Source organism: Polaribacter reichenbachii (genome assembly GCF_001975665.1).
Lineage (GTDB): Bacteria > Bacteroidota > Bacteroidia > Flavobacteriales > Flavobacteriaceae > Polaribacter > Polaribacter reichenbachii.
This window is the reverse complement of record NZ_CP019419.1, coordinates 560,489-576,869: the sequence shown is the minus strand read 5'-3', so window position 1 is coordinate 576,869 and position 16,381 is coordinate 560,489. Positions and strand designations below refer to the sequence as shown.

Annotated in this window: 14 protein-coding genes; 6 read left to right on the top strand and 8 right to left on the bottom strand. The window is 30.0% G+C overall.

What is annotated here, in order from left to right; genetic code table 11:
• Positions 1-39: 39 nt before the first annotated feature.
• Positions 40-594 carry a ribosome recycling factor gene (gene frr, locus BW723_RS02535; RefSeq protein ID WP_068362758.1) on the bottom strand — a complete coding sequence of 185 codons (555 nt, stop codon included), beginning with the start codon at positions 592-594 and terminating at the stop codon, positions 40-42.
• Positions 595-617: 23 nt separating this feature from the next.
• Positions 618-1,328: a UMP kinase gene (gene pyrH / locus BW723_RS02530; RefSeq protein WP_068362761.1), complete on the bottom strand. Its 711-nt coding sequence runs from the start codon at positions 1,326-1,328 to the stop codon at positions 618-620.
• A gap of 221 nt (positions 1,329-1,549) precedes the next feature.
• On the opposite strand from pyrH, the gene tig reads away from it, so the two are divergent.
• The 4 genes from tig (at position 1,550) to dnaG (ending at position 7,265) form a co-directional block, all read left to right on the top strand.
• Complete coding sequence (tig, locus tag BW723_RS02525; RefSeq protein ID WP_068362764.1) at positions 1,550-2,875, top strand: trigger factor; 1,326 nt, start codon at positions 1,550-1,552, stop codon at positions 2,873-2,875.
• Between the two features lie 160 nt (positions 2,876-3,035).
• Positions 3,036-3,695, top strand: coding sequence for an ATP-dependent Clp endopeptidase proteolytic subunit ClpP (clpP, locus tag BW723_RS02520; RefSeq protein ID WP_068362767.1), 660 nt, complete (start codon positions 3,036-3,038; stop codon positions 3,693-3,695).
• An 82-nt stretch (positions 3,696-3,777) separates the two neighbouring features.
• Complete coding sequence (clpX, locus tag BW723_RS02515; protein ID WP_068363604.1) at positions 3,778-5,016, top strand: ATP-dependent Clp protease ATP-binding subunit ClpX; 1,239 nt, start codon at positions 3,778-3,780, stop codon at positions 5,014-5,016.
• A 206-nt stretch (positions 5,017-5,222) separates the two neighbouring features.
• On the top strand, positions 5,223-7,265 hold the full coding sequence (gene dnaG / locus BW723_RS02510; protein WP_068362770.1) for a DNA primase: 2,043 nt from the start codon (positions 5,223-5,225) through the stop codon (positions 7,263-7,265).
• Positions 7,266-7,950: 685 nt separating this feature from the next.
• Here the strand turns inward: dnaG and nadE are convergent.
• Entirely contained in the window at positions 7,951-8,739 is a 789-nt protein-coding gene (gene nadE, locus BW723_RS02505) for an NAD(+) synthase (RefSeq protein WP_068362773.1), read from the bottom strand.
• 59 nt (positions 8,740-8,798) lie between these two features.
• Here nadE and gldB point away from each other — a divergent pair, with 59 nt between their 5' ends.
• Positions 8,799-9,758 carry a gliding motility lipoprotein GldB gene (gene gldB / locus BW723_RS02500; protein ID WP_068362776.1) on the top strand — a complete coding sequence of 320 codons (960 nt, stop codon included), beginning with the start codon at positions 8,799-8,801 and terminating at the stop codon, positions 9,756-9,758.
• The gene (gene gldC / locus BW723_RS02495; RefSeq protein WP_068362779.1) at positions 9,758-10,093 is read left to right on the top strand and encodes a gliding motility protein GldC; all 336 of its coding nucleotides are present in this window, start codon (positions 9,758-9,760) and stop codon (positions 10,091-10,093) included. The genes gldB and gldC overlap by 1 nt, the downstream gene beginning before the upstream one ends.
• Before the next feature lie 4 nt (positions 10,094-10,097).
• On the opposite strand, the gene folK is transcribed toward gldC, so the two are convergent.
• The 5 genes from folK to fbaA form a co-directional block, all read right to left on the bottom strand.
• Positions 10,098-11,222, bottom strand: coding sequence for a 2-amino-4-hydroxy-6-hydroxymethyldihydropteridine diphosphokinase (gene folK, locus BW723_RS02490; RefSeq protein WP_068362782.1), 1,125 nt, complete (start codon positions 11,220-11,222; stop codon positions 10,098-10,100).
• A gap of 100 nt (positions 11,223-11,322) precedes the next feature.
• Entirely contained in the window at positions 11,323-13,560 is a 2,238-nt protein-coding gene (locus BW723_RS02485) for a polyribonucleotide nucleotidyltransferase (RefSeq protein WP_068362785.1), read from the bottom strand.
• 249 nt (positions 13,561-13,809) lie between these two features.
• Positions 13,810-14,079: a 30S ribosomal protein S15 gene (gene rpsO, locus BW723_RS02480; RefSeq protein ID WP_068362788.1), complete on the bottom strand. Its 270-nt coding sequence runs from the start codon at positions 14,077-14,079 to the stop codon at positions 13,810-13,812.
• 138 nt (positions 14,080-14,217) lie between these two features.
• A complete protein-coding gene (gene accD / locus BW723_RS02475) occupies positions 14,218-15,090 on the bottom strand; it encodes an acetyl-CoA carboxylase, carboxyltransferase subunit beta (RefSeq protein ID WP_068362790.1) in 873 nt (290 codons plus the stop codon).
• Between the two features lie 156 nt (positions 15,091-15,246).
• Positions 15,247-16,314 carry a class II fructose-bisphosphate aldolase gene (gene fbaA, locus BW723_RS02470; protein ID WP_068362793.1) on the bottom strand — a complete coding sequence of 356 codons (1,068 nt, stop codon included), beginning with the start codon at positions 16,312-16,314 and terminating at the stop codon, positions 15,247-15,249.
• Positions 16,315-16,381 lie beyond the last annotated feature (67 nt).

Below are 16,381 nucleotides of genomic sequence, written 5' to 3'. Positions count from 1 at the left end.
GAGTGTTTTAAAACACTCTTTTTTTAAGGATTGAAACAGTTAAACTGTCATTATTTCTTTCTCTTTTACAGCGAGAATATCTTCAATGTTTTTAGTGTAAGCATTGGTTAGCTCTTGTACATCAGCTTCTGCATTTTTTTTCATATCATCAGAAATGTCTGTTTTTTTGATGTCGTTATTGGCATCTTTTCTTGCATTTCTAACACCTACTTTAGCGTGCTCTGCTTCGGCTTTAGCTTGTTTAGCTAAACCAACTCTTCGTTCTTCTGTTAATGGTGGTACATTAATCATAATAACATCACCATTATTCATAGGGTTTAAACCTAAGTTTGCAATCTGAATTGCTTTTTCTATAGGTTGTAACATGTTTTTTTCCCAAGGTTGTATGCTTAACGTTCTTGCATCTGGTGTATTAACGTTTGCAACTTGCCCTAAAGGTGTTTGAGAGCCATAGTAATCTACCATAACTGTACTTAACATTGCAGGTGTTGCTTTACCAGCTCTAATAGAACGTAATTCTTTTTCTAAATGCGCAATGGCATTATTCATTGCTTCTTTAGCAGTATCTAAAATAAATTCAATTTCTTCATCCATCTTTTTAAAATTTAAAGATTTTTTTATAAAACATCAACAACAGTACCAATTTTTTCTCCAGAAACTAATTTCATTAAGTTTCCTACTTTATTCATATCAAAAATAATAATTGGTAATTTATTCTCTTCACTTAATGTAAATGCAGTCATATCCATAACTTTTAATCCTTTTGTAATAACGTCTTTAAAAGAAATAGAATCAAATTTTACAGCATTTTTATCTTTTTCTGGGTCTGCATTATAAACACCATCAACTCTTGTACCTTTTAAAATAGCATCTGCATTAATTTCTATAGCTCTTAAAACAGCAGCTGTATCTGTAGTAAAATAAGGATTACCTGTACCTGCACCAAAAATAACAACACGTCCTTTTTCTAAATGACGAATAGCTTTTCTTTTAATATAAGGTTCTGCAACTTCTTTAATTTCTAAAGCGGTTTGTAAACGAGTATGTACATCTTGATCTTCTAAAGCACTTTGTAAAGCTAAACCATTTATACAAGTTGCTAACATACCCATATGATCTCCTTGTACGCGATCCATACCATTACTTGCACCTGCAACTCCTCTAAAAATATTTCCACCACCAATTACAATGGCAACTTGTATACCTTTTTCTACAACTTCTTTAATTTCTTTAGCATACTCTTCAAGACGTTTTGGATCTATTCCATATTGTCTATCGCCCATAAGAGCCTCACCACTTAATTTTAAAAGAATTCTTTTGTATTGCATTTTTGTTGATTTTTTGTATCTCTTTAAAGAGAATTTTAGTTAAGCAAAATTAAGTATTTTTTTTATTTATAAACGAATCACTGCTACAGTTTTAGTTTTTAATTCTTTACAGAAATTAAATGTGATTCGAAATTACTGAAATAGAAGTGTTTAAAGAGTTGTAAAATCAATTTAATTGATTAATTTTGCACTCGATTTTTTAAGAACTAGATTAAAGAGAAATGAATATTACAAAAGAGAACGTAGATGCATTAAATGCAGTTGTAAAAGTTGATATTGTTGCAGAAGATTATCAAGCAAAAGTAACAGAGGTTTTAACAGATTACCGTAAAAAAGCAGATATTCCTGGTTTTAGAAAAGGGCACGTACCTATGGGAATGGTTAAAAAGCAATATGGAAAATCTGTAATGATTGATGAAGTAAACAAACTTTTACAAGATTCTTTAAATAAATTTATAACAGAAGAAAAATTAGATATTTTAGGTAATCCTTTACCAAAAATTAAAGACGATTTTAATTGGGATGCAGAAACTTTTTCTTTTGAATTTGAATTAGGATTAGCTCCTGAATTTGAAATTGATTTATCAGCAAAAAATAAAATAAAGCAATATAATATTGTTGCTACTGATGAGTTATTAGAAGAAGAGGTAAAAAACATTCAAACTCGTTATGGAAAAATGAGTTCTTTAGATGAAGCTACTGAGCATTCTAATGTTACTGGTACTTTTGTTAACGAAGAAAAAGAAATCAATAAAAAAGGTACTTTTTTGGTTAACGATTTAAAAGGTAAGAAAAACGAAAAGAAATTAATTGGTACTAAAGTAGGTGATGTTGTTGAATTAGAGACTAAGAAATTATTCGAAGACGATCATAAACTACAACATCTTTTAGGAGTATCTCATGAAGAAATTCACGATTTAGATATCAAAGTAACTTTTACTGTAGAAGAGATTACAAAAACAGAACCAGCTGAATTAGACAAAGAATTATTCGATAAATTATTTGCTGATGGTAGCGTTTCTACAGTAACTGAATTAAAAGAAAAAATTAAAGAAGATGCTGAAAAGCAATTCGCACAACAAGGAGATCAATATTTATTAAATGCTGTACAAGAGTATTTAATAGAAAATACTAAATTCGATTTACCTGCTGAATTTTTACAAAAGTGGTTACAATCTGCTGGTGAAAAACAATTAACACCAGAAGAAGCAACAGAAGAGTATAAAAAATCTGAACAAGGTTTACGTTATCAATTAATTGAAGGTAAGCTTATGAAAGATAATGATATTAAATTGGATTATGCTGAATTGGTAGATTACGCAAAAGGATTTATCAGAACGCAAATGGCTCAGTTTGGTAACATGAATCCAGAAGAAAAAGAATTAGATGAAATTGCTGGTAGAATTTTACAAAACCAAGAAGAAGCGCAAAAGTTACAATCTCAATTAATTAGTCAAAAATTATTGACTTTCTTTAAAGAGAACATCAACTTTAAAACAAAAGAAGTTTCTTACGAAGAGTTTGTTAAAGAAGCATATAAGAAATAATTTTTAATAAGATTTTTTCATCTTTAGTAAAGTAGAGATGCCTTATAATAAAGCAAAACCTGAATTGAAAAATTCAGGTTTTTTTGCCTAAAAACTCTAACACAATATTAAGAGAATAGTTCTTATCTTTACAAATCAAATATTTTAAAAGAATCAAGAAATGAATTACGGAAAAGAGTTCGAAAAATATGCTACAAAACATCATGGAATTAGTAGTACTGCATATACCAAAATAACAAGTAGTTTAACACCATATATTATGGAAGAACGCCAAATGAATATTACTCAAATGGATGTTTTTTCTCGTTTAATGATGGATAGAATTATATTTCTAGGTACAGGTATTAACGATCAAGTTGCAAATATTATACAAGCACAATTGTTGTTTTTAGAAAGTGTAGATGCAAATAAAGATATTTCTATCTATATAAATTCACCAGGTGGTGGCGTTTATGCAGGTTTAGGTATTTACGATACTATGCAATTTATTAAGCCAGATGTTGCAACAATTTGTACAGGAATGGCAGCTTCTATGGGTGCAGTTTTAATGTGTGCAGGTGCAGCTGGTAAACGTTCTGCCTTACCACATTCTAGAATTATGATTCATCAACCTTTAGGTGGTGCTCAAGGTCAGGCTTCTGATATAGAGATTACTGCAAGAGAAATCTTAAAGTTAAAAGATGAATTGTATGCAATTATTGCAAATCATTCTGGACAAACTATAGAAAAAGTTCATAATGATTCTGATAGAGATTACTGGATGAAAGCTGATGAAGCTAAAGCATATGGTATGATCGATGAAATTTTAACAAGAAAGTAATAATATTATGTTGATGGTTTAAAGTTGTTTGGTGAAATTTTTCTCCCAACAACCAATAACTAAAAGCCAAAAACCAATTCAAATGTCGAAAGAAGAAAATTTAGAGTGTTCGTTTTGCGGACGTAAAAAAGCAGAAACAGATTTACTGATTGCTGGTATGGATGCTCATATATGTGATAAATGTATAGAGCAAGCACATGGCATTGTAGAAGAAGAAATTTCTGAATCTAAAACTAGTAGTTTATCTAAAGATTTAACCTTAAAAAAGCCAAGAGAAATTAAGGACTTTTTAGATCAATATATCATTGGTCAAAATGAAACTAAACGTGCAATGGCAGTTGCTGTTTACAATCATTACAAAAGGTTATTGCAAGATAAAAATACAGAAGATGAAGTAGAAATAGAAAAATCGAATATTGTTTTGGTTGGTGAAACAGGTACAGGTAAAACATTGGTAGCAAGAACAATTGCAAAAATGTTAAACGTGCCTTTTTCTATAGTAGATGCTACAGTATTAACACAAGCAGGTTATGTTGGTGAAGATGTAGAAAGTATTTTAAGTCGTCTTTTACAAGCCGCAGATTACGATGTAGAAAAAGCACAAAGAGGTATTGTTTTTATAGATGAGATAGACAAAATTGCCAGAAAAGGCGATAATCCATCCATAACAAGAGATGTTTCAGGAGAAGGTGTACAACAAGCTTTACTTAAATTATTAGAAGGCGCAGTTGTAAATGTAGCACCAAAAGGAGGTAGAAAACATCCTGAGCAAAAATTTATAGAAGTAGATACTAAAGATATTTTATTTATTGCTGGTGGTGCATTTTCTGGTATAGACAGATTAATCAGTAAGCGTTTAAACAGACAAGCAGTTGGTTTTGGAGCATCTTTAGAAGATGATAAAATCGATGAAGAAAACTTATTACAATACATTACACCTTTAGATTTAAAATCTTTTGGTTTAATCCCAGAAATTATTGGGCGTTTGCCAGTATTAAGTTATATGAATCCTTTAGATGCTAAAACATTACGTGCTATTTTAACAGAGCCTAAAAATTCAATTATTAAACAATATGCAAAATTGTTTATTATGGATGAAGTTGCCTTTACAATAGATGAAGAAGCATTAAATTATATAGTAGAAAAAGCAGTAGAATATAAATTAGGTGCAAGAGGATTACGTTCTTTATGCGAGGCTATTTTTACAGATGCAATGTTCGATTTACCAAGTTCTGATGACAAGGTTTTTAATGTAACCAAAGACTATGCAGAATCTAAATTGTCTAACAGCACTTTAAAGAAGTTAAGAGCAGCATCTTAATTTATTTTTGCGTTACCTTTCAGGTCAGGCTTTACACTATATCTTTTTTCTGAAAAAGAAAAAAGGATGTCGTTTCAATCCTTAACGCGTATTGCTAACTTTAAAGTGAAGTTCGCAAAAACAACAAAAAGAAATAAGGCTTTTTAATATACAAAAACCCTTCAGGTTTTTTAAAACCTGAAGGGTTTAAAATTAGAATTAAACTAATGATTTCCAGAAGTACTATAGACCGAGTTTTTGAAACTGCAAGAGTAGAAGAGGTTATAGGTGAATTTGTACAACTAAAAAAAGCAGGAAGTAATTTTAAAGGATTAAGCCCGTTTGTAGACGAAAAATCACCTTCTTTTATGGTATCTCCAGTAAAACAAATCTGGAAAGATTTTTCTACAGGTAAAGGTGGTAATGCCATTTCATTTTTAATGGAACACGAACATTATTCTTACCCAGAAGCCATAAAATGGTTAGCCAAAAAGTACAATATAGAAATTGAAGAAACTGAGCAAACATCAGAAGAAAAAGCTCAGATGAATGAAAGAGAAAGTATGTTTTTGGTATCTAGTTTTGCCAGAGATTATTTTCATAATACAATGCTGAATTCCAATTTGGGTAAGGCAATAGGTTTAAGTTATTTTAAAGAAAGAGGTTTTACAGACGAAACCATCAAAAAATTCGACCTAGGATATTGTATTGATGAATGGGATAATTTTACAAAAGCAGCTTTAGAAAAAGGTTACGATTTAAAATATTTAGCTTCTACAGGACTAACAATTGTAAAAGAAAACAAACAATTCGATCGTTTTAAAGGTCGTGTTATGTTTCCTATACACTCTATGTCTGGGCGTATTTTGGGTTTTGGTGGTCGTATTTTAACTTCCGATAAAAAAGCAGCAAAATACCTAAATTCACCTGAGAGCGATATTTATCATAAGAGTAAAATTCTTTACGGAATTTATCAAGCTAAAAAAGAAATCGCAAAACAAGACAATTGTTTTTTAGTAGAAGGCTATACAGATGTAATTTCATTTAATCAATCAGGTGTAGAGAATGTTGTAGCTTCTTCTGGTACAGCATTAACATCAGATCAAATACGCTTAGTAAACAGATTAACAAAAAATATTACCGTTCTTTTTGATGGAGATGCAGCAGGAATTAGAGCTTCTATTCGTGGAATAGATTTAATTCTTGAACAAGGAATGAACGTAAAAGTAGTTCAGTTTCCTGATGGAGAAGACCCTGATAGTTTTGCTAAAGCACATTCTAATGCAGAACTTAAAGAATATTTAGAAAATTCAGCTCAAGATTTTATCAACTTTAAAGTGTCTTTGCTTTTAAAAGATTCTAACAACGATCCTATAAAAAAAGCAAGTGTAATTCGAGATATAGTTACAAGTATTTCTAAAATTCCAGATTCTATTCAACGTGAAGTTTACATTCAAGAATGTTCAAGAATTATGGAAATTTCAGAACGTGTTTTATTTAGTGAATTGGCACAATTACTAAAGAAAAATTTACAAGAAAGAAGTAAAGCTAATAAACAGAAAACACAACAACAACATCGTAAACAACCTAGTAACCCTCAGCAAGACCCAAATGAGCCACCACCAGAATATTTTATGCAGCAAGAAAGTGCACAAATGGGCTTGGTTAAAGTTGCTGATTCTGTTTCTACTCAAAAAGTAGATCAATTAGCAATTTTAGAAAATGAAATTATTAGAATTTTACTTTTATTTGGTAATGAAGAAGTAGAGTTTACTGAAGAAGTTGTCAATGTAGATGAAAATGATAAAGAAACGATAGCTATTAGAAAATATCTAAATACAGTTTCAGCAGAAATTTATGTGCATTTGCACGATGATGAAATTGAATTTTCAAACACTACTTTTCAAGAAATTTATAACGAAATTATTCATCAATTAAATCAATTAGAAAAAGTAGATATAGATGGTTTAATCAATCATAAAAATACAGATATTGCAAATACAGTTACTTCTATTTTAATGGACGAAGAAAAGCATCAACTCAGTAATTGGGAAGGTCAAAATATTTTTGTAACTGGTGCTTTAGAGGTTTTAAAGAAAGCTGTAAACGATGCTGTTTTTAACTTAAGGAGAGTTTTAATCGGCGAAAAAATAGAAGAGTTAATGAAAGAAGCTACAGAAAATAGCGGTGTTAATATCGATTTAGAAACCATTAGAAACTATACAAATCTAAAAATGCGACTTTTTGAAAAACTAAATAGAGTAGTTTAGTCAACTTTTTTAACTTTTCTTAAAAATTAAATTTTCTTAATTGCGGAAAAACACACTTTTTGTTGATACAAGGCAAAATTTAAAATTTTAATTTCTTTTAACTGAATTGTAATTACTTGTATTTTAGCTGTTTATTTTGTTTTTTTGATTTTTGGTTTACTTTTTTTGATATTTTTTTTATAAAAAAGGGGGTTTTTCCTTTACATATGATTGTAGTCATTAATTTCTTTTTGTGTACATTTGTTATAGGAAAAAGAACAAAAAGACTATTATGAAAAAAGTATTACAAATTTTAAAGATCATTTTTATGTTCATCTCATTGCCGTTCGAAATTTCTAAGGGGTCGAAAAGAAGAGCGCAAGTAAGAATTAAAAAAATGATGATCGCAGCTAACTTACTTTAATAAGTAGCAAAAAAGAGTTTAAAAAAAATACCTTAACAATTAAGTTAAGGTATTTTTTTTGTGATATATATTCTAAAACTTCAACGCTTCTTGCAATTTATTTTATCTAAAAATGTGACCAAATTTAAAATATGCGTCTAAATATATAGACAACTTATTTAGATGAAAATTATAATATTATTTAAAATTATCATTCTTATGATTATGTTCCCGTTCGAAATTTCAAGAGGATCTAGAAGAAGAAACTTTAAAAAAATTAAAAAGCTTTTAACGGCGGCAAATTTACTTTAAGTTTTCTGGAATTTCGCAAACCGGTATAGGTTGCATTTTATGCTGATTAATGGTGTTTAATCTAATGTAAATTTTAAAAACTTCTTGTTCTCTACCTGTAAAATTATCTGCTGTTTTACCTTCATTTTGCATTTTCATTGCCCATTCTAATTCATCATAAGAAGCGCCAATTTGATCTTCATCAGTTCTACTATCACCAAATAAACCATCTGTAGGTTGTGCAACTTGTATAGAATTTGGTACACCAAAATAAGCAGCTAATTCATAAACTTCCGATTTCATTAAATCCGCAATCGGACTTAAATCCACACCTCCATCACCATATTTTGTGTAAAAACCTACACCAAAATCTTCTACTTTATTACCAGTTCCAGCAACTAAAGCACTATTAATTCCTGCTAAATAATACAAAGTAGTCATTCTAATTCTAGCCCTTGTGTTAGCTAAAGATAAATCTACTTTTGCAGTATCTTCTATGGTAGGTACAACATTTTTAAAATCTTCAAAAGTAGCAGTTAAATCAACTCTAACTTCACTTACGTTATCAAAACGCTTCTTTAATTGTGCAATATGTTCTTCTGCTCTAGAAACCTGACTTGCTGCTTGATGAATAGGCATTTCTACGCATAAAGTAGGTAAACCAGTTTTTGCACATAAAGTCGATGTTAAAGCAGAATCTATTCCTCCAGAAACTCCAACAACAAAACCTTTTACTCTTGCATTAATTGCGTAATCTTTTAACCAATCGATGATGTATTCAGCTACTTTTTCGGTATTCATTGATAAACTATTTTAGTATTTTTATCGTTCTTTAATTCAAAGACTAAGATACAAAGAATATGAGATTTTTATTTGCAGTTTTAATGGTTTTCTGTCTGTTTTTTTCTTGTTCTGATAAAAAACAACAACAAATTGATGTTTCTAAAGTAAAAGTTGATTTTTCTGTAAAGAGATATGATGTTGATTTTTATAACGCAACAACAGAAAGTTTATTAAAAGTAAAACAGAAGTATCCTTATTTATTTCCTGATGCATTTACAGATAGCTTGGCATTTGCTAAAATAAATGATAAAGAAGAACAAAAATTGTTTGCAGAAACACAAAAGATTTATGCTGATTTTAATGATGAAGAAAAACAATTTTCATCACTTTTTAAACATGTTAAATATTACAATCCGAAGTTTAAAGTACCTAATGTAGTTACACTTTTAAGCAACATAGATTATGAAAATAGAGTAATTTATGCAGATAGTTTAATGCTTGTTTCTTTGGATGTATATTTGGGAAAACAACATCAATTTTATGCAGATTACCCAAAATACATCAAAGAAAATAATACTAAAAAACATATAATTGTTGATGTTGCAAGTGCAATTATAGAACAGCAAGTACAGCCATCAAACAAAAGAAGATTTATTGATAAAATGATTTATGAAGGCAAAAAAATGTATTTGTTAGATTCGTATTTACCCGAAGTTTCTGATCAAGAGATAATGGGCTATTCAGAAGATAAGTTCAATTGGGCAATTGCAAATGAAGAACAAGTTTGGATGTACTTTATCGATAAAAAATTATTATTTAGTACAGACACAAAACTGAATCAAAGGTTTTTAGATAATGCTCCTTTTTCTAAATTTTATACAGATCAAGATAATTTATCACCAGGCAAAATAGGGGTTTGGTTAGGTTGGCAAATTGTTAATTCTTATATGCAACATAATGATGTATCTTTGCAAGAATTATTAAAAATGGATGAAGATGTAATCTTCACAAAATCTAAATACAAACCCAAAAGATAATGGCTGTTAAACATAATTCTGAAGTAAAATTTAAAATAGGTTTAGACGAAAATAAAGTTCCTGAAGCAATTTCTTGGACTGCAAAAGATGGTGGAATTGATAAAGAAACCTCTAAAGCAGTAATGATTTCTGTTTGGGATCACAAGAAAAAAGATACTTTACGTATGGATTTATGGACAAAAGATATGCCAGTTGATGAAATGAAACAGTTCTATCATCAAACATTAGTTTCTATGGCAGATACTTTTGAAAGAGCCACAGACGATCAAAAAATGAGTGCAACAATGCGTGATTTTTGCGATTACTTTGCAGAAAAATTAGAGCTTAAAAAATAAGCTTTTAACCTTTTTTTATTTGATTGATAATGTTTATATAATCTTCAGGATTATTTACAAAATCAAGTTCAGAAACATCGATTACTAAGGTGTTTAAATTTTGCTGTGTGCTTATAAAGCTTTTGTAACCATCGTGTATTTTTTGCAGATAAGAAGCTTCTATATTTTGCTCATAATCTCTACCTCGTTTTTTAATGTTTTCTAAAAGCCTGTCTGTATTTTGATATAAATACACATATAAATCTGGTTTTGTAATTTCTTTATACATTAAATCGAACATTTTTCTGTACAATAAATATTCGTCTTTATGTAAAGTGATTTGTGCAAAAATTAACGATTTAAAAATATAATAATCAGAAACCACAAAATTTTTAAACAAATCTAGTTGCGCTAAATCATCTGATAATTGTTGATAACGATCAGCCAAAAAACTCATCTCTAAAGGAAAAGCATAACGTTCTTTGTCTTCGTAAAATTTTGGTAAAAAAGGATTATCAGCAAAACGTTCTAAAACAATTTTTGCATTAAACTCATCAGACATCATTTTAGATAATGATGTTTTACCTGCGCCAATATTCCCTTCTATAGCAATGTAATTGTATTTTTCTGATATAGGAATTGGTCGTTTTAATTTTTCATTAACCAAAGAAATTTCAGAAGTATCATTACAATTTTGTAAACAAACAGCTATTTTTTGTTTTTCTATAGGATGAAGAATTGAACCCGCAATTTCTGATAGTGGAACCATCACAAATTTACGTTCTAACATTTTTGAATGAGGTACAATTAGCGTTTTAGAAAAGATGATTTCATCATCGAATAATAAAATATCAATATCTATATTTCTATCAGAATAACCAGTTGAACTGTTTCGTTCTCTGCCTAAATCACTTTCAATTTTTAAAAGAATTTGCATCAATTTTTCCGGTGGATGATAAGTAGTAACTTTTAAACAGATATTAAAAAAATCGTTACTATCAAAACCCCAAGAAGCTGTTTTGTAAACTGAAGAAATTTTAAGAATAGCACCTATTTTATCAGCAATTAAATTGATTGCTTTTTGTAGGTTTTCCAATTTGTTTCCTTGGTTTGTTCCTAAAGATAAATAAGTAATTCTTTGAATTTTCATAAGAAACACAAAGAAACGAAAAAGCATAAAAAAATCGCCAATTATCATTGGCGATTTTTCTTAAACTTATTAAGATACTGAAACGAGTTCAGTATAAAATTTAATCTTCTTTTCTTTCTCTAGGTTTACGATCATCACGTCTGTTATCACGTCCACGATTATCTCTACCTCTGTTGTCTCTTCCACGATTATTATCTCTAGGTGGTCTTTCTTTAAAACCTTCTGGTTTTGGTAAAATTGCCTTTCTAGAAACTTTTTCTTTACGTGTTCTTGGATCAATTCCGAAATATTTTACATCTAAAATATCACCTAAATTAACAACATCAGTAACATTGTCTGTACGTTCCCAAGCTAATTCACTAACGTGTAATAAAACTTCGTTTCCTGGAGCTTCTGTATATTCTACAACTGCACCAAAATCTAACATTTTAATTACTTTTACTTCGTAAACAGAACCTTTTTCTGGTTTAAAAAGCATTGATTCAATTTTTGCAATTACAGCATCCATACCTGCTGGTTTAGTTCCTAAAATTTCGATAATACCTTCTTCTGTTACTGGGTCTTCTGTAATTACAATTGTAGTTTCAGTTTCTTTTTGTAACTCTTGAATATGCTTACCACCTGGACCAATAAATGCACCAATCATATCATTAGGGATACGTCTAGTAATCATTTTTGGAGCGTGAGTTTTTACATCATTATTAGGTGTTTCTATTGTATCTGTTAACTTCTTTAAGATATGTAAACGACCATCTCTTGCTTGTTTTAATGCTTTTACTAAAATCTCGTAACTTAATCCTTTGATTTTAATATCCATTTGACAAGCTGTAATACCATCTGCAGTACCTGTAACTTTAAAGTCCATATCTCCTAAGTGATCTTCATCACCTAAAATATCAGATAAAACAGCATAGTTATCACCATCAGAAATTAATCCCATAGCAATACCAGAAACGGGTTTCTTTAATTGTACACCTGCATCCATTAAGGCCATTGTTCCAGAACAAACAGTTGCCATAGAAGAAGAACCATTAGATTCTAATACTTCACTTACAACTCTTACTGTATAAGGGCAATCTGCAGGAATCATTCCTTTTAATGCTCTTTGTGCTAAATTTCCATGACCAACTTCACGTCTAGAAGTTCCTCTTAAAGGACGAGCTTCACCAGTTGAAAAAGGAGGGAAGTTATAGTGTAAATAGAAGGTTTCTTCACCTTCGTAAGATGGCATATCTATTTGATTAGCTTCTCTACTTGTGCCTAAAGTAACTGTTGCTAAAGCTTGAGTTTCTCCACGTGTAAAGATTGATGAACCATGTGTAGATGGTAAGTAATCTACCTCACACCAAATTGGTCTAATATCTGTAGTTTTACGTCCGTCTAAACGTAAACCTTCATTTAAAGTTAAATCACGAATTGCAATTTTTTGAGCTTTTGCAACATATTTAGAAATTAATTTTCCGTATTCTGCTTGCTCTTCTTCAGAAAAAGAATTTACAACTTCTTCTTTAATTTCACTAAATGCTGCACTTCTTTCATGCTTTGCAGAACCTGCTTTTGCAATTTCGTAAGTTTTAGCATATACTAGTTCATGAATTTTAGCTGCTAAATCTTCATCAGAAGCTTCAGCAGCATATTCACGTGTTTCTTTTTTACCAAATGCTTCTGCTAAAGCAACTTGAGCAGCACATTGTACTTTAATAGCTTCGTGTGCAAATTTAATAGCTTCTGCCATTTCTTCTTCAGAACACTCGTCCATTTCACCTTCTACCATCATTACTGAATCTGCAGAAGCACCAATCATCATATCAATATCAGCTTCAGCTAATTGAGCTCTTGTTGGGTTAATTACAAACTCACCATTTACTCTACCAACTCTTACTTCAGAAATAGGAGTTTCGAATGGTAAATCTGATAATTGAATAGCAGCAGATGCAGCTAAACCAGCCATTGCATCTGGCATAACATCATCATCATGAGACATCATTTGAATCATAACCTGAGTTTCTGCGTGATAATCTTTTGGGAATAATGGACGTAAAACACGGTCTACTAAACGCATTGTTAATACTTCTCCATCACTTGGTCTTGCTTCTCTTTTAAAGAATCCTCCAGGATAACGTCCTGCAGCAGCAAATTTTTCTCTATAATCTACAGTTAAAGGTAAAAAGTCAACATCTGCTTGTGTGTAGTTAGAAACTACAGTACATAATAACATACATTTACCTGATTGTACAACAACTGAACCGTGAGCTTGTTTTGCTAATTTACCGGTTTCTAAAGAGATGGTTCTTCCATCTCCAAGGTCTATGACCTCTCTAAATACTTTTGGAATCATAAAAATGTTTAATTCTAATTTTTAATTTGTTTGTTGTTGTGTTGCAGTTGTTGTGTGTTTTTCCAATGGAAATTCAAAAGGGCTGTTAGTTCTTTTGAGTTTTTTATAAAATTCTGTTTGTTAGTCAGAATTTAATTTTGATGAGAAATTGCTAATACTATAATTCTAAATTTCTCAACTTCATTTCTTTACTTAAGAAATAAAAATAAAAAAAGAGGCACGTTTATAGAGCCTCTTTTTGTTAAGAAATTATTTTCTAATTCCTAATTCTTTAATTATTGCACGATATCTAGAGATATCTGTTTTCTTTAGATAATCTAATAAACTTCTACGTTTACCTACCATCATTACTAAAGAACGTTCAGTGTTAAAATCTTTACGATTTTTCTTTAAGTGCTCTGTTAAATGGTTGATTCTGTGCGTAAATAATGCAATTTGACCTTCTGAAGAACCAGTATCATTTTTTCCTTTACCGTGTTTTTCGAAGATTCCTTCTTTAATTTCTTTTGTTAAGTACATGCCAATATTCTTTAAATGATTTTTATGTATATCAATGAGTTTTTCATTGAGGGTGCAAATATAGAATTATTTTTTAAAAGAAAACCAATAAAAGTATCACTTTTATTGGTTTTCTATAACTTGTAAAGTTTTGATTTTCTAAGCTTTTACTTCTGATCTAATTGGTAAATTCTGAATTAAATCGATATATAAATTTACTTGTTTTTTTAAGTTTTTACGCTCGTAAATGGCATCTAAAAAACCGTGCTCTAAAACAAATTCAGATCTTTGAAAACCTTCTGGTAATTCTTTACCTGTAGTATCTTTTACAACTCTTGGACCTGCAAATGCAATTAATGCATTAGGTTCTGCAATATTAATATCGCCTAACATAGCATAAGAAGCTGTTGTACCACCAGTGGTTGGATCTGTACATAAAGAAATATAAGGTATTTTAACTTCTGCTAATTGTGCTAATTTTGCTGATGTTTTAACCAATTGCATTAAAGAAAGCGATGCTTCCATCATTCTTGCTCCACCAGATTTAGAAATCATTAAAAACGGAATTTTGTTTTCTATAGAGTAATTAATTGCACGTGCAATTTTTTCACCAACTACAGAACCCATAGAACCACCAATAAAAGCAAAATCCATAGCAGCAATAACAATATCTTTACCTAAAGATTTACCAACAGCTGTTCTTACAGCATCTTTTAATTTGGTTTTTTCTTGTGCAGCTTTTAATCTTTCTGGGTATTTTTTAGTGTCTTCGAATTTTAAAGGGTCTTTAGAAGTTAATTTTTCATTTAATTCTTCGAATTTGTTTTCATCAAAAAATAACTCGAAATATTCTTTACTTCCAATTCTTACATGATAACCATCTTCTGGACTCACATATAAGTTTTTCTTTAATTCTTCTGTATCTATAATTTTACCACTAGGCGTTTTATACCAAAGACCTTTGGGTGTGTCTTTCTTATCTTCTGTAGCAGTTTGTATTCCTTTATCAGTTCTTTTAAACCAAGCACTCATAGATTTGATTGTTTAAAATTATGTTTGTTTAAAACGTTTCTGCAAAAAAGAAACGGATTACAAATGTAAAAGATTTTTTATGAAGTATTTGTAGCAAACAAAAAAAAAGCATTTTGAAAGTATCAAAATGCTTTTTTAGTAATTTTATTTATAAAATTATAAAGTATCTACATTATTTAAATCAGCAAATGCTTGTTTTAAACGTGCTTTAAAAGTTTCTTCTCCTAAACGTAACCATTTTCTTGGATCGTAATACTTTTTGTTTGGTTGATCTGCTCCATCAGGATTACCAATCTGAGTTGCTAAATAATCTGCTTTACCTTGCATATAATCTCTAATTCCTTCTGTAAATGCAAATTGTAAGTCAGTATCAATATTCATTTTAATAACTCCATAACCAATAGCTTCTCTAATTTCTTCTATTGTAGAACCAGAACCACCATGGAATACAAAATCGATATGATTTTCTTCTACACCATATTTTTTAGTGATAAATTCTTGAGAATTTTTTAAGATTTTTGGTGTTAATTTTACGTTACCTGGTTTGTAAACTCCGTGTACATTACCAAATGCAGCTGCTATTGTAAATTGAGGAGAAACTTTCATTAACTCTTCGTAAGCATATGCTACTTCTTCTGGTTGTGTGTATAATTTAGAAGCATCTACATCAGAATTATCTACACCATCTTCTTCACCACCAGTAATACCTAATTCAATTTCTAAAGTCATACCCATTTTGCTCATTCTAGCTAAGTATGTTTTACAAATTTCCATATTTTCTTCTAAAGGCTCTTCAGATAAATCAATCATATGAGAACTATAAAGAGGCTTACCTGTTTCTTCGAAGTGTTTTTCTGAAGCATCTAATAAACCGTCTATCCAAGGTAATAATTTCTTAGCACAGTGATCTGTATGTAAAATTACAGGTACTCCATATGCTTCTGCTAATTCGTTTACGTGTTTTGCACCAGCAATACCACCAGCAATTGCAGCTTTTTGGTTTTCGTTAGATAAACCTTTACCTGCATTAAATTGTGCCCCTCCATTAGAAAACTGAATGATTACAGGCGAGTTTAATTCTTTAGCTGTTTCTAAAACACTATTAATTGTATTAGAACCAATTACATTAACTGCTGGTAAAGCAAATCCTTTTTCTTTAGCATAATTAAAAATTTCTTGAACTTCTTTTCCTGTTGCTACACCAGGTTTAATATTATGACTCATTTTTTCTATTTTTTAATTGAAATATTTACCAAAAATACTAAAAATTAGTATGTTTTTTTACAATTAG

What these genes read in the sequence shown, in the direction of transcription:
- rpsO (WP_068362788.1), bottom strand. Translation starts at nt 14,079, where the DNA reads ATGTACTTAACAAAAGAAATTAAAGAAGGAATCTTCGAAAAACACGGT.
- pyrH (WP_068362761.1), bottom strand. Translation starts at nt 1,328, where the DNA reads ATGCAATACAAAAGAATTCTTTTAAAATTAAGTGGTGAGGCTCTTATG.
- gldB (WP_068362776.1), top strand. Translation starts at nt 8,799, where the DNA reads ATGAGATTTTTATTTGCAGTTTTAATGGTTTTCTGTCTGTTTTTTTCT.
- tig (WP_068362764.1), top strand. Translation starts at nt 1,550, where the DNA reads ATGAATATTACAAAAGAGAACGTAGATGCATTAAATGCAGTTGTAAAA.
- accD (WP_068362790.1), bottom strand. Translation starts at nt 15,090, where the DNA reads ATGAGTGCTTGGTTTAAAAGAACTGATAAAGGAATACAAACTGCTACA.
- fbaA (WP_068362793.1), bottom strand. Translation starts at nt 16,314, where the DNA reads ATGAGTCATAATATTAAACCTGGTGTAGCAACAGGAAAAGAAGTTCAA.
- gldC (WP_068362779.1), top strand. Translation starts at nt 9,758, where the DNA reads ATGGCTGTTAAACATAATTCTGAAGTAAAATTTAAAATAGGTTTAGAC.
- clpP (WP_068362767.1), top strand. Translation starts at nt 3,036, where the DNA reads ATGAATTACGGAAAAGAGTTCGAAAAATATGCTACAAAACATCATGGA.
- BW723_RS02485 (WP_068362785.1), bottom strand. Translation starts at nt 13,560, where the DNA reads ATGATTCCAAAAGTATTTAGAGAGGTCATAGACCTTGGAGATGGAAGA.
- folK (WP_068362782.1), bottom strand. Translation starts at nt 11,222, where the DNA reads ATGAAAATTCAAAGAATTACTTATTTATCTTTAGGAACAAACCAAGGA.
- clpX (WP_068363604.1), top strand. Translation starts at nt 3,778, where the DNA reads ATGTCGAAAGAAGAAAATTTAGAGTGTTCGTTTTGCGGACGTAAAAAA.
- dnaG (WP_068362770.1), top strand. Translation starts at nt 5,223, where the DNA reads ATGATTTCCAGAAGTACTATAGACCGAGTTTTTGAAACTGCAAGAGTA.
- frr (WP_068362758.1), bottom strand. Translation starts at nt 594, where the DNA reads ATGGATGAAGAAATTGAATTTATTTTAGATACTGCTAAAGAAGCAATG.
- nadE (WP_068362773.1), bottom strand. Translation starts at nt 8,739, where the DNA reads ATGAATACCGAAAAAGTAGCTGAATACATCATCGATTGGTTAAAAGAT.